General features: G+C 35.6%; 15 protein-coding genes. 14 read left to right on the forward strand and 1 reads right to left on the reverse strand.

From position 1 onward, the window contains the following. The 14 genes from ABZA26_RS00715 to ABZA26_RS00780 all read left to right on the forward strand — a co-directional run. The coding region (locus ABZA26_RS00715) for a hypothetical protein (RefSeq protein ID WP_372712602.1) at positions 1–297 on the forward strand (297 nt) is incomplete at its 5' end. A gap of 132 nt (positions 298–429) precedes the next feature. Beyond that, the gene (locus ABZA26_RS00720) at positions 430–720 is read left to right on the forward strand and encodes a hypothetical protein (RefSeq protein WP_372712603.1); all 291 of its coding nucleotides are present in this window, start codon (positions 430–432) and stop codon (positions 718–720) included. 65 nt (positions 721–785) lie between these two features. After that, positions 786–1,202, forward strand: coding sequence for a hypothetical protein (locus ABZA26_RS00725; RefSeq protein ID WP_372712604.1), 417 nt, complete (start codon positions 786–788; stop codon positions 1,200–1,202). 104 nt (positions 1,203–1,306) lie between these two features. Further along, a complete protein-coding gene (locus ABZA26_RS00730) occupies positions 1,307–1,666 on the forward strand; it encodes a hypothetical protein (RefSeq protein ID WP_372712605.1) in 360 nt (119 codons plus the stop codon). A 132-nt stretch (positions 1,667–1,798) separates the two neighbouring features. After that, complete coding sequence (locus ABZA26_RS00735) at positions 1,799–2,587, forward strand: sterol desaturase family protein (RefSeq protein ID WP_372712606.1); 789 nt, start codon at positions 1,799–1,801, stop codon at positions 2,585–2,587. Positions 2,588–2,615: 28 nt separating this feature from the next. Beyond that, positions 2,616–3,215, forward strand: a complete 600-nt coding sequence (locus tag ABZA26_RS00740) for a class I SAM-dependent methyltransferase (RefSeq protein WP_372712607.1) — start codon at positions 2,616–2,618, stop codon at positions 3,213–3,215. Between the two features lie 35 nt (positions 3,216–3,250). Next, on the forward strand, positions 3,251–3,910 hold the full coding sequence (locus ABZA26_RS00745) for a response regulator transcription factor (protein ID WP_372712608.1): 660 nt from the start codon (positions 3,251–3,253) through the stop codon (positions 3,908–3,910). Positions 3,911–4,018: 108 nt separating this feature from the next. Next, positions 4,019–5,326: an ATP-binding protein gene (locus ABZA26_RS00750; protein ID WP_372712609.1), complete on the forward strand. Its 1,308-nt coding sequence runs from the start codon at positions 4,019–4,021 to the stop codon at positions 5,324–5,326. Continuing rightward, complete coding sequence (locus tag ABZA26_RS00755; protein ID WP_372712610.1) at positions 5,323–5,694, forward strand: Spy/CpxP family protein refolding chaperone; 372 nt, start codon at positions 5,323–5,325, stop codon at positions 5,692–5,694. The genes ABZA26_RS00750 and ABZA26_RS00755 overlap by 4 nt, the downstream gene beginning before the upstream one ends. Positions 5,695–6,141: 447 nt before the next feature. After that, complete coding sequence (glgB, locus tag ABZA26_RS00760; protein ID WP_372712611.1) at positions 6,142–8,100, forward strand: 1,4-alpha-glucan branching protein GlgB; 1,959 nt, start codon at positions 6,142–6,144, stop codon at positions 8,098–8,100. Further along, positions 8,093–9,238, forward strand: a complete 1,146-nt coding sequence (locus ABZA26_RS00765) for a glucose-1-phosphate adenylyltransferase (protein WP_372712612.1) — start codon at positions 8,093–8,095, stop codon at positions 9,236–9,238. Before glgB ends, ABZA26_RS00765 begins: the two co-directional genes overlap by 8 nt. A gap of 14 nt (positions 9,239–9,252) precedes the next feature. Continuing rightward, on the forward strand, positions 9,253–10,410 hold the full coding sequence (gene glgD / locus ABZA26_RS00770; RefSeq protein WP_372712613.1) for a glucose-1-phosphate adenylyltransferase subunit GlgD: 1,158 nt from the start codon (positions 9,253–9,255) through the stop codon (positions 10,408–10,410). 25 nt (positions 10,411–10,435) lie between these two features. Beyond that, on the forward strand, positions 10,436–11,866 hold the full coding sequence (glgA, locus tag ABZA26_RS00775) for a glycogen synthase GlgA (protein ID WP_372712614.1): 1,431 nt from the start codon (positions 10,436–10,438) through the stop codon (positions 11,864–11,866). Between the two features lie 20 nt (positions 11,867–11,886). Continuing rightward, a complete protein-coding gene (locus ABZA26_RS00780) occupies positions 11,887–14,316 on the forward strand; it encodes a glycogen/starch/alpha-glucan phosphorylase (protein WP_372712615.1) in 2,430 nt (809 codons plus the stop codon). Between the two features lie 12 nt (positions 14,317–14,328). On the opposite strand, the gene ABZA26_RS00785 is transcribed toward ABZA26_RS00780, so the two are convergent. Continuing rightward, positions 14,329–14,621, reverse strand: a 293-nt coding sequence (locus ABZA26_RS00785; protein WP_372712616.1) for an alpha/beta hydrolase, incomplete at its 5' end; no start/stop codon positions are given.

The raw sequence follows: 14,621 nt of genomic DNA on the forward strand, positions 1-14,621 counted from the left end.
AGATCTCAGTATAAAAGACAAATGACTCCGGCACAAGAGCAGGAATTCAGAAATCAAAACAATCTTTACAGAAGACAGTCTGCCGAATACAGACTTCAGATGAGAGAGATCAATACTGAGATGCACAGAGAAATGCTCCAAAAAAATCCAGACATGAAAAAACTAGAAATGTTAACAGAGAAAAAAATAAAACTTCAGAGTGAAATGGAAAAAAATATGCTCAGATACAGAGTAGAAATGAATGAAAAATATCAAGATCATATGATGGAATATGACGAAAATGACGAGATCAAATAAATTAAAATGGGCTGAATTCAGCCCATTTTAATTTACAGTCTTCACATTAAATTTCACATCTGAATAAGCATAAATATAAAAAAGGATGTGATCTTTTAAATAAGAATATCTTTCTAAGGGAGGGATGTTGTTATGAAACTGGAAATAACAGAAATAATATTAAAAAAAGATCACTTTCCATGTGTCTTAAAAAAAGTAGAAGGCCAGATTTTAAAAAAATATTTTAAAGCAGATGAAACATTTATAAAAAACAGATGCAACAGGAATCACATAGATGACCTGGAATTCAGGTATATTTACAAGGAAGATGAAGATGTATTTATCCTCATTGAAGAATACCTTTTCAAAGAGAACGAGGCTATACTGAATCTGGAAAATGCTATAGGGGTAAATTACTACCTGAATAAAACCACTAAGAATTGACACCCTCTGGGTAAAATGATAAAATTTATCTGTAACCCTTGATATTATTACTAGGAGGCAACACCTTGAGAAAGACATTTATAATTTTTATATTTTCAGCAGTTAGTTTTATTAAAATTTTCTCTGAAGATGTAAAAGGGATCGAATACGGCAATGTACAGATGGGAGTAGCCTCCCACAGCCTTCAGCTGACGGATGAGTCTAAGGCAACCCCTGTATATGCTGAGATGAAATACAAGCTTTATGAAGGCAGTACCGCGACTCCTTACTTAAAGGGGAATATGGGGTATAGCTATATAGCAGATGAAACATCCACTGAAATAGGCGTGTCAAACATCACAGACAGCAGGTATTACAGTGTGGGAGCCGGAGTGGACATAAATGACCTCAGTTTAGAGGTCGCATATGAAAATTATCAGATCGGACCTGTAGAAGAAGAATCTGACGGAAGAATGGTATTAAAATTTGACTATAAATATTGACTGAAACTATTTAGAAAGCCTTTATTTTTTTTAGAGGATTCTTGTAAAAAAAATTGTAAATTATTTATAGATACAAAAATGCTTTATATTAAGGAGGGGATTACATGAGTATGCAAAATTCCTATTCCACAATCGAAAAAAGGTTTGAGCCTAAATATCGTACTGAGATAAGCCATTCGAGAAATACTGTGGAAGTTGAGGGTGTTTTTACCATGACAATAGCAGAGATTTTAAGCGAGATATTAGGAGAAAAAATCTATTCAGATGCCATAGTTTTTAAACCCCAAAGTCCATGTATCTATGAATTTAAAGATATCTTATCGGAGAATGAAAAATTTAAAGAGGTCTTTGATTCGTCAGACTTAGGAGCTATTATAGACAGATTGTCAACTGTAGCAGAACACAGACATATCCATCTGAGCAAGCTTCCTGAGAAAACAAATCTCAAAATAAAAAGACACTAAGCTGTCAGTCCCTGATTATTCAGGGACTTTTTTTTAAAGTTCTATTTTTTTTTGTTCTAATATTAAAAAAAGTTGTTAATACAGTATAATTTATTATATAGTTTATAAAAGTCTATTTTTGAGGTGATGAAATTGAACAGAGCAATTTTACTTTTATTTGTATTTCTGATATTTTTTACCCTCGAAAGAGTCCTGCCTCAGATGGATAATAGTAACCGATCAAAAAAACACGATGGAACCAATATAAAACTGGGAATTATAAACACTGTTTTGGGACGTCTTATTGCGGTATTTACAGTCTACACCGCGGCATCATTTGCAGAAAGAAATACCATAGGGCTTTTTAATATGGTTCAGTGGAACAAAAATACAGTGCTGATATCTGAAATCCTGATACTTGATCTCATAAACTATACCTGGCACAGACTCCTTCACAATATAAATTTTTTGAGACGGTTTCATAATGTCCACCATACAGACAGATTTTTAAATTCCACTTCAGCCCTTAGATTTCACATTATAGAGATTTTTTTTGGCAATCTTTTCAAGCTGATCCCCTTAATTATACTGGGGTTGAGTGCAGAGGCGGTTCTTTTATATGAGATAATACTAAACAGCAATATATATTTCCACCACAGCAATATAAGAATCCCTATAAAACTAGACCTGATGCTCTCTAAGGTGATCGTAACTCCGTATCTTCACAGAATACATCATTCTATAAAATACAAAGAGAGCAACTCAAACTACTCCTCTTTTCTCATCATATGGGATAAAATTTTCAAAAGCTTTACCAAACAGGGGGAAATCTCAACTCCAAAATACGGTATTCCAGGATATAATGAGGAGTGGTCTCAGAAATTTTATTTTCTTCTAAAACAACCTTTTCTAAATATTGACACGAAATCGTCACAGAAATAGAGGATAATAACTTATAAGGGAGTCGTGTATGGAAACAAAAGATAAATATAATAGAGTCGCTAAAAATTATGATAAAATGGAACAAATGATGTTTTTCAACAAACACAGAGAAGGTCTTATCGCTCTAGCCAGCGGGAAGGTCTTAGAGCTAGGTGTGGGGACTGGAGCAAATCTCCCGTATTATTCTAAAAACCTCTCTGTAACCGGTATCGATTTCAGCCGAAAAATGCTGGAAAAATCAAAAAATGTAATTGAAAAAAATCATATTAAAAATATAAAACTTGAAGAGATGGATATTCAAAATATGACCTTTGAAAATGACAGTTTTGACTGTGCTGTATCCACCTGTGTTTTTTGCACTGTCCCTGATCCCATAGCTGGATTAAAAGAGGTTTACAGGGTTTTGAAACCTGGAGGGAAGGTGCTCTTTTTAGAGCATATGAGAAGCAGAAATCCTCTGGTAAACATCATTCTTTTTATGTTGACCGTCATGTCAAAACTCATTTTGGGAACTTCCATGGTGAGAAAAACTCAGGAAAATATAGAAAGTGTCGGATTTAAAATAACAGAGAGAAGAGATCTTTTCTTTGATGTAGTGAGAATAATAATAGCAGAGAAAACTCTTTAAAATAAAGACTTAGAATGTTTCAATTGGAGGAAAGAATGGACAAAAGAATACTTCTTGCAGAAGATGATTGGAAACTCAGGAGAATAGCATCGGATTTTTTAAAAAAAGAAGGCTACCTGGTTATAGAGGCTGAAAACGGTGAAGAGGCCATTGAACTTTTCTTTAACAACAAGATAGACCTGGTAATACTGGATATAATGATGCCAATATTAGACGGTTGGGATGTCTGCAGAGAGATCAGAAGTGAACAGGAAAATATCCCGGTAATAATGCTCACAGCAAAGAGCAATGAAGATGATATCCTAAAAGGATACGGACTCAAAGCCGACGAATACATAACAAAGCCTGTGTCCCTAAGGATCCTCATGGCAAAGGTAAAGGCCCTCTTGAGAAGGAATAATGCTGATTCAGTTATCAACATGGGTAAACTTATAATAAACGACAGCAGCCATGTTGTTACTTTTTCTGGAGAGACACTGGAACTATCGCCTAGAGAATATGAGATGCTCTTATATTTTGTAAGAAACAGAGGAATAGCACTAAGCAGAGAAAAAATAATCACCTCACTGTGGGGATATGACTACGAGGGAGACCAAAGAGCGGTGGACTCTCAGATAAAAAGAATAAGAAAAAAACTTAATGGAGAATATATCGAAACTGTACGAGGCGTAGGCTATAAATTTGAGGTGTCATAAGTGAATATAAAAAATAAATTATTTTTTCTTTTTTCTTTGATAATGTTGATAATCACTTTATCAATGTACGTTTTCAACGAAATACATTTTGAAAAGTATTATTTTAATATGAAAAAAGCTAAACTTCTGGAGCTGGCAGAATATATAAAAACTGCAGGATATGACCTTGATTTAGGAAGGTTAGAGGAAGAAAACAATGTTAAAATTGATCTTTTACCCTTTGATTTTATAGATCCTGAATTTTTAATGATAAGCAACGCCAGCAGAGAGGAAATCTTTTCTCTTTCAGAAAATAACGGAAGTTATTTTTATAAAAAAAACTTTGAAAGATTTTTTAAAGTGGAGACACTCATTTTGTTTACCGCTTATGACAGCAAAAGACTGCTGGCAGTCGGTACACCCGTAGACATAATGAAAGAACAGATGGACATGATAAACAATTATCACATGAAAATAATTTTTACCGCTTTTATCCTGGGCATCATTCTGGTAAAACTTTTTTCTGGTAAAATAACCAAGCCTCTCATAGAGATACAAGAGCTGGCCCACAGAGTGGCAAGATTTGATTTTTCTAAAAGATTTATAAAAAAATCAAAGGATGAAATATCCGATCTGGGTGAAAGTATAAACATAATGTCAGACAGCCTTGAAAATAACATATTAGAGCTCAGTTCAGCCAAGGAAAAACTTTTAGAAGCAAACAAGATACTTCTGAAAGACATCGAAAGGGAAAAGACTATAGACGAAATGAGGAAGGAATTTATTTCCAATGTAAGCCATGAGCTGAAGACTCCCATAGCTGTGATAAGCAACTATACGGAAGGCTTAAGGGCTGGTATCGCCTCTGACGAGAAAACAAAGGATCTTTATCTAGAGATCATACAAGATGAGGCCACTGAAATGGATAAGCTTGTAAAGTCACTACTGTTTCTGTCCAAGATGGAACGGGGTTATGATGATTTTAACATGAGTACTTTAGACCTCAAAGAGATGATAGAAAAAGAGATAAATATAAATTCTCTGCTCATATCCAAAAGGTCTGTAACTTTAAAAACAGAGATAGACCAGGGACAGATTATAGGGGATCACGATAAAATCTCCATGGTAATAAGAAATCTGGTAAGCAATGCTGTCAAATATGTAACGGAAAAGGGTTCTATCAGTGTAAAACTAAAGAAGGTAAACAAGAATCTGAGATTTGAGATTTCCAACGACTGTAAAGTGAGTGAAGAAGATTTAGAAAAATTGTGGATTCCTTTTTTTAGATTGGATAAATCAAGAACGAGAGACAGCGGTACCGGTCTTGGACTGACACTGGTAAAGGAGATTCTAAACAACCACGGCTATGAATTTGGAGTGAACAAAATCGAAAAAGGACTCGTATTTTGGTTTGAAGGGAGGGAGGATCAGACATGATAAAAAAATTAAGTTTGATTTTTGTTTTTATGATCTTTGTAGTGTCTATAAATGCAGCTCCCTCTAAGGGAAATAAAGGAAAAAACAACATGATGAAAGAGAGCGTAGATTTTGAAGATCTGAGTCCTGATCAAAAAGAACGTATGATGGAACTGAGAGCCGAGCTTCTTCATAAAGAAGCATCTATAAATAACCGAATGAGGGACCTAAGGTCTGAAATGAATAAATGCATGCTTTCAAAAAATCCCGACATGAAAAAATTTGATCAGATGCAGAAAGAATCAGTTAAATTGAGAGAAGAGAGAAGAGTTCTTAAAAGTGACTATATGTATCGTATGCATAAAATAATAAATCAACAGTCGAAATAATTTTCGACTGTTTTTTTATAGTTCCTTAATTAACCTTTTATAAATATCAAATAAAAAGCCCATAAAATTTAGTTTCATCTTTTTAGAAAAACAATCTTAGATGGAAACGGTCAAACACTGACCATAAAAAGTCTCTTTTTTTTCAGAATATCTGTTTGATTTAAATATACTAATGGTGATATACTTATTAACAACATTGGCAAACGAATCTACTTTTTCTTTGAATATTTCCAATCGTAATGAAAATTTGAGAATAAACTGTCGTCAGTATACTAAATAAGAGAAGGGGGAATCCTTCTCTTATTTAGTATAAAAAAATAATAAAATCCTAGTGATTTTCATATATATAGAGGAGATCTGTAAAAAAAATTATAAAAAATATAAAAAGAAAATCAATAATTTGAAGTATTATTATAGAGAGCATATTTATAACCGAGAGGAGGTACAATGAGCAATAAAACGGAGATAGACAGATACCTCTTTCACAGAGGAGAACACAAAAGAACCTATGAGTATATGGGAGCACATCTGACAAAAAAAGGAACTTTTTTCAGAGTATGGGCACCTAGGGCAAAATCTGTAAGTGTCATAGGAAATTTCAACAACTGGAACCCCTCTAGTAATCACATGTCAAAAATAAACAACGAAGGAATATGGGAAGTTGAAATAGACGGAATAGGTAAAGGAGAAATTTATAAATTTGACATAGAGACTCAGTTTGGAGAAAGAGTACAGAAAAGTGATCCCTATGCTTTTTATTCTGAGATGAGACCTAATACAGCATCTGTGATACATGGTCTGGAGAAATATAACTGGAAAGACAGTAAATGGCTGAAAAAACGTGAAAATACCAATCATTATGAAAGTCCGATGAATATTTATGAGCTGCATCTAGGTTCATGGAAACAGAAAAAAATCTCAGAAAATAACACTGAGAATGCTGACCATTCATCAGGTCTAATTGAAGTAAATCATGAGTGTTTTTATAATTACAGAGAGATCGCAGACGAACTCTCAAAATATGTAAAATATATGGGGTATACTCATATTGAAATTATGCCTGTGTCAGAATATCCTCTCGACGCTTCCTGGGGATACCAAGGGACAGGTTATTATTCTGTAACTAGCAGATACGGTACACCAGAAGATTTTAAGTACTTTATGGATAAAATGCATGAAAAAAATATAGGGGTTATACTAGACTGGGTTCCCGGGCATTTTTGCAAGGACAGTCACGCCCTTTACAGATTTGACGGAACTCCTACTTACGAATACCAGTGGGAACTTTTGGGAGAAAATTATGACTGGGGAACAGCAAACTTTGACCTCTCCAGAAATGAGGTAAAGAGTTTTCTTATCTCAAACGCCCTTTATTGGATAAGGGAGTTTCACATAGACGGACTGCGTATTGATGCCGTGGCAAATATGATCTATCTGGATTATGGAAAAAAAGGCGACCATCCGGAACTTAAAAATGAGTATGGCGGAAACGAAAATCTCTGGGCCGTGGAATTCCTGAGAGAGCTAAACAAATCCATTCTTGAAGAGTTTCCTGGAGTATACATTGCTGCTGAAGAATCTACAGCATGGCCTCTTGTTACAAAACCAGGATATGTGGGAGGACTGGGATTTACATATAAATGGAATATGGGATGGATGAATGACATGCTGGCTTATATGGAGCTAGACCCTCTATACAGAAAGTGGCATCATAATTATATTACCTTCTCCTTTATGTACGCATTCTCAGAGAACTATGTACTGCCCCTGTCACACGATGAAGTCGTCCACGGGAAAAAATCACTGCTGGACAAGATGCCAGGTACATATGAAGAAAAATTCTCCAACTTGAGGGCATTTTACGGATATACCATGCTGCATCCAGGTAAAAAACTATTGTTTATGGGTGGTGAATTCGGTCAGTTTGTAGAATGGAAATACTATGATGACCTTGACTGGAACCTCTTGGAATATCAGAAACACAAAGAGATGAAAAAATATACGAGAGCTCTCAACCTGTTTTATAAAAAAGAAAAAGCTCTCTGGGAAAATGACTGCTCCCATGAGGGATTTCAATGGATAGATTGTCTGAATTATGAGGAAAGTATTATTTCCTTTATTCGTAAGGCTAAGGACAAGGAAGATTTTATAATCGGTGTATTCAACTTCACACCTGTTCCTAAAAGAGGTTATAGATTGGGAGTACCTCGCTTTGCAATATATGAAGAGGTATTCAACAGCGACCTTCATGAATATGGAGGCACTGGTATGACAAATGCAGGAGAGCTTCACCCTATGCTTGAACCTTGGCATGAAATGAAGTATAGCATCATGATTGATATTCCGCCTCTATCAGCGGTATTCTATAAAGCACAATTAAATAAAAGGGGGAAAAGCAATGGCTAGAAAAGACATTATAGCAATGATTCTTGCAGGGGGACAGGGTACAAGACTGAAGTCTCTTACAGAAAAAATAGCAAAACCTGCTGTGCCATTCGGAGGAAAGTACAGAATAATCGACTTTGCTCTGAGTAACTGTTCAAACTCAGCAATAGACACTGTAGGGGTACTTACACAGTATGAACCTTTTGCCCTACACAACCATATTGGTATAGGGGCTCCGTGGGATTTAGACAGACAAGATGGCGGGGTATCCGTACTTCAGCCGTACACGAGCATGGACGGTGGAGACTGGTACATGGGAACAGCTCACGCTATCCATCAGAATATCAATTATATTGATAAATTTAATCCTGAATATGTTCTCATACTTTCTGGAGATCATATCTATAAAATGGACTATGCAAAAATGCTGGATTTCCACAAAGAACAGAAAGCAGATGCTTCCATCGCCGTAATAAATGTAACAATAGAAGAAGCTTCTAGATTTGGTATCATGAATGCCAGAGAAGACTACACAATCTATGAATTTGAGGAAAAACCTGCGAATCCAAAGAGTACTCTTGCATCTATGGGGGTATATATCTTCAGATGGGACCTTCTCAGAAAATTCTTAATAGAAGATGAAGAAAATAAAGAGTCGAGTCATGACTTTGGAAAAGATATAATACCGAAAATGCTCAATGACGGCTACAAAATGATGGCTTATCCTTATGAAGGTTACTGGAAAGATGTAGGGACTATCGATAGTTTATGGGAAGCAAATATGGACCTCCTAAACCCAAATAATGAGTTAAACATTTTTGATAGAAAATGGAAAATCTACTCACCTCAAAAGGCATATCCGCCTAAATATGTAGGTGAAAATGCTAAAATAACAAACTCTCTTATTGTGGAAGGTTGTGATGTTTTAGGAGAGGTAGAAAACTCTATCATATTCGGAGGAGTATGCATAGGTAAAAATTCTAAAATCAGAAACTCAGTTATTATGTCTGATACGGCTATAGGGGACAACGTAGTTATAGAAAAATCAATCGTCGGATCAAATGTAATCATAAATGATCACTCTGCTATAGGGGACGGAACAGAGATAAAAGTAATAGAAGATAACAGAATCATACAAAAAAATCAGATCATAAAATAAAGAGGAGGTTTAAAATGACAAACAACTATATGGCGATGATACTCCTAACGGAAAAAGACGACGATATAAGAGGGCTTACTAAAAATAGAAACATAGCCTCCACTCCTGTAGGTGGAAGATACAGAGTTATTGACTTTGCCCTATCTAACATGGTCAATGCAGGCATGAGAAATGTCGGACTCTTTGTAGGCAGACAAAACAGCAGATCTCTGGTAGACCACCTCGGAAGCGGTGGACCTTGGGATCTAGACAGAAAAATAGACGGTATGTTTGTTTTCAACTTTGCAGGTGGAGAAAGCTCACGTGCAGACATCTCAATCTTAGAAAACAATCTAGAATACTTTTACAGAAGCAAACAGGACCACGTTTTTGTAACCACATCTTACATGGTGTGCAGCATGGATGCCAAAAAATTCATAAAAGAACATGAAAAAAGCGAAGCAGATATCTCTATCATATATAAAAACGTAAAAAATGCAGATGTAAGTTTTTACGGATGTGATACCCTGGATCTTAATGAAGACGGCTATGTAGAAGGTGTCGGTAAAAACCTTCACTTTAAAAAAGAAGAAAAAATATCATTAGAGGGCTTCATCATGAACAAGAATACCCTCATAAAAATGATCTGTGAGGCTACTCAAAAAGGATCATACACTTCATTCAAAGAACTAGTTTCCAACAACGTCAAGAAATATAAGGTGAAAGGCCTTGAATTCGAAGGTTATCTGAGATGTATCAATTCTACAAAAGAATACTTCAACTTTAACATGGATCTTCTTGACACAAATGTAAGAAGAGATCTGTTCTTCAGAAACGGAAGAATACTTACAAAAATAAAAGACACTCCGCCTTCTTTATTTAAAAAGGGATCGGATGTCACAAACTCACTGATTGCAAACGGGTGTACTATAGAGGGCTCAGTAAAGAACAGCATTGTCTCAAGACATGTAAAAATCGAAGCTGGGACCGAGATAGAAGGCTGCGTCATCCTTCAAGACTGCACTATAAAAAAAGGTTCAAAACTCAAAAATGTAGTAATTGATAAGAACACAGTAATCGCTGAGGGAGAAGAATTAAAAGCTTCAGTGGCATTTCCACTTGTCATTGAAAAGAAAATAGGAATCAACTCAGAACGATTCAAGGAACTTTATTGGCCTCTAGAAGATCTATAAATAGGGGAAGGAGGAAAGAATTAAAATGAAAATATTATTCGTAACTGGTGAAGCATGGCCTTTTATTAAAACAGGTGGACTAGGAGATGTATCTCATTCTCTGCCGAAATCACTTATTAAATCCGGGGTAGATATAAGAGTAATACTGCCTAAGTACAAGGCAATAGATTATAAATACAAAAGCAAAATGAAACACCTGGGACATACATATGTAAAACTTTCATGGAGAAATCAATACTGCGGGATAGACATGTTAGAATATGATGGCGTAAAGTATTATTTCGTTGACAATGAGCACTATTTTAAAAGAGATAATATCTACGGTGAATTTGATGACTGTGAAAGATTCGGATTCTTTTCAAAGGCAGTATTGGCAGCCCTTGAAGTCATGAAGTTTGAACCTGATCTTATCCACTGTAACGACTGGCATTCTGGACTTACCCCTGTTTATCTGAAAGAACTCCAGAGAAACGATAAGTATAAGGATGTCAAAACCCTCTTTACCATACACAATCTGAAATATCAGGGTGTATTTTCAATGGAAACTTTAGATGATGTCCTGGGTCTTTCTCACGACATCTATTTCAGAGAAGATTCAATGAAATTTTTTGATGCTATATCCTTCATAAAGGGAGGAATCAATTTTTCAAATTACGTATCTACTGTGAGCAGTGCTTATGCAGAAGAGATAAAAATGGAGTTTTACGGAGAAAATCTCCATGGCCTATTCCGTATGATCGACAACAGACTTTCTGGAATAGTAAACGGAATCGACTATGATATTTTTAACCCTAGAACAGATAAAGATATCGATACCAAGTTCAGCCAGAGTAAGATAGAGAAAAAAGTAAAAAATAAACTGGCCCTCCAAAAAGAACTGGGACTGACTGTATCAGAGGATATTCCTATGATAGGTATCATTACAAGACTGGTGAGACAAAAAGGGATAGACCTTATAACTCATGTGCTTCAGGAACTTCTTCAGCTGGACCTGCAAATCGTAATTTTAGGTACAGGGGATGAGGATTACGAGGATATTTTTGAGTATTATTCACAAGTTTATCCGTCAAAGCTGTCTTCTAACATTACTTTCAATGATGCTCTGGCAAAAAAAATATACGCTGCATCTGATATGTTTTTGATGCCTTCACTTTTTGAACCTTGCGGACTTTCCCAGATGATCTCAATGAGATACGGTTCCGTGCCTGTAGTCAGAGAAACCGGAGGTTTAAAAGATACTGTAAAACCTTATAATGCAAAGAAAAATCAAGGAACCGGATTTACTTTTACAAATTACAATGCCCACGAGATGTTAGAAACTATAAGACGTGCTGTGGGTGTCTATCAAAATAAAAAAGCATGGAAAGAACTCGTTCTTAGGGGTATGAATGAGAAAAATAGCTGGAGCCATGCTGCAAAAAATTATAAATCTTTTTATAAAGAAATACTGGGTTGAAACGTGGGGAGTTGATTAAATTGGAATTTACAAAAGAGACGATAAAAGACGGCTTTGCCGCAAAACTAAAAAGCTTGTACTCTAAGGATTTTCATAATGCTTCTGATATTCAAAAATATATAGCTTTTTCCAACTTAATAAGAGATTACATGTCAGAAGGATGGTTTAAAACAAATCAGCAGTATAAGGATAAGAAGGTAAAGCAGGTTTATTATCTTTCAATGGAATTCTTAATCGGTAAGCTTCTTGAAAAAAACTTGATTAATCTTGGAATATCAGACATAGCAAAAGAGGCTTTAGCAGATATGGAAATGGACCTAAACCTACTTATAAAAGTAGAACCTGATGCAGGTCTTGGAAACGGTGGATTAGGAAGACTGGCTGCTTGCTTTATGGATTCACTGGCAGCCCTTGAGCTTCCCGGACACGGTTGCGGTATAAGATATAAATACGGTATGTTTAGGCAGGAAATAAAAAATGGGTATCAGGTAGAGATGCCTGACCCTTGGCTGAAAGAACCTTACCCATGGGAAGTGAGAAAGGAAAACAGAAGTGTAAAAATACAGTTTGGCGGAAATGCTTATATGAAAGAGGTAGATCATGAGCTAGAAGTTGTACATGAAAATTTTTACACTGTAAAAGCCGTCCCGTATGACATTCCCCTTTCAGGTTATCTAAATGATACGGTCAACACACTGAGGTTATGGAGTTCAGAAGCTGATACAGATGAATTTGATTTTCAAAACTTCAACAGCGGAAACTATCTCCAGTCTGTAGAAGGAAAATATACCGCAGAGCTTATATCACAAGTGCTCTATCCTGATGATTCTACAGAAAACGGAAGACAGCTGAGACTGAAGCAGGAGTATTTCTTTGTAAGTGCCAGCCTGCAGTCTATCCTAAATTATCACAGAGAGGTCAAGGTAGACTTTAAACATTTAGACGATTATGTGGCTATACATATAAACGATACACATCCTGCCCTGGCAGTGGCTGAACTCATGAGAATACTCATGGATGTCGATGGTCTAAACTGGAAGGAAGCCTGGGAGGTAACAACCAAGGTCTGCGCCTATACAAATCATACAATCATGGCCGAGGCTCTTGAAAAGTGGTCTGCTCCTGTATTTAAAAAACTTCTTCCGAGATTGTTTATGATAATCGAAGAGATAAACAGAAGATTTTGCCAGGAGATCATCGCTAAGTACGGAGACTGGGACAGAGTGGGAAGAATGTCTATAATCGAGAACGGAATGGTAAAAATGGCCAATCTGGCAATTGTGGGAAGTCATTCTGTAAACGGTGTGGCAGCACTTCATACTGAGATTCTGAAAACAAAGGAACTCAAAGACTTCAATGAGTTTTACCCTGGAAAATTCAACAATAAGACCAACGGGATAACTCACAGAAGGTGGCTGATAAAGAGTAACAGAGCTCTCACGAATCTTATAATTGACTGTATAGGGGATAGCTGGGTAAAAAATCCTGTGGACTTGGAAAAAATGATGGAATTCAAAGATGATAAAAAGGTTTTATCCAAGCTGGAAGAGATAAAACATGAAAATAAGGTAGCTCTTTCCAAATATATCTTTGAAAAAAATAAAATTGTTATTGATCCTGATTCTATCTTTGATATTCACGTAAAGAGAATTCACGGATACAAAAGACAGCTTTTAAACTGTCTGCATATTCTTTATCTCTATAAGAAACTAAAAAAAGATAAAAGTTTCGATATACATCCTAGAACTTTTATTTTTAGTGCCAAGGCAGCACCTGCTTATACATTTGCCAAAAAAACGATAAAACTTATCAACACCCTGGGAGAACTGATAAATAATGATCCTGAAGTGAACGGTAAGATTAAAGTAGTCTTCATAGAAAACTATAATGTCACTAAAGCTGAAAAAATAATTCCTGCTGCTGATGTAAGTGAGCAGATATCCACTGCTTCAAAAGAAGCATCTGGAACAGGAAACATGAAATTTATGATGAACGGTGCTATAACACTGGCCACTTTAGACGGTGCAAACATAGAGATAAAAGAACTTGTCGGTGATGATAATATAGTTATTTTCGGTCTTACATCAGAAGAAGTTTTAAAATTCTATAGTTCAAACAAATACAACTCTCTAAGTTTCCTCAGAGAAAATCCTGAAATAGCAGGATTAATCGAAACTCTTGTTGACGGAACTCTAGGCGTTTCTACAACTGAGTTTGGGGAAATATACAAAGAACTTACAGAGAAAAATGACTACTACTTTGTTTTAAAAGATTTCCAGGACTATGTAAAAGCCCAGGAAAAAGTAGAAATACTTTATAAAGACAAGAAAAAGTGGACTCAAAAATGTCTTGTAAACATAGCTATGTCGGGACATTTTTCATCTGACAATACCATTGCTAAATATGCACAAGAGATCTGGAATATAAAGGGTGAAAAAATAGGAGGGTAATACCTCCTATTTTCAATTTTCTATCCAGTTTTTTATATCTTCTAAGACCTCTATACCGTTTATTTCATTTAGAACTTCATGTCTTGCACCGGTATAAAGCTTCAATTTTACAGAGTTAAACTGGTTTTTTTTATAGAATTTCAGCAACTTTCTGACTCCAGATCCATATAATCCCACAGGGTCTGCTCCTCCTGATATAATAAAAATAGGTATGGATTTCTTTGTAGATTCAAAGGTTTCTTTTCTGTATAGTTCCTTTAAGTATTTCAGAAAGGAGGAATAAAATCCTGAGGAATAGACAAATC

This window comes from Ilyobacter sp. (genome assembly GCF_041583315.1).
GTDB lineage: Bacteria > Fusobacteriota > Fusobacteriia > Fusobacteriales > Fusobacteriaceae > Ilyobacter.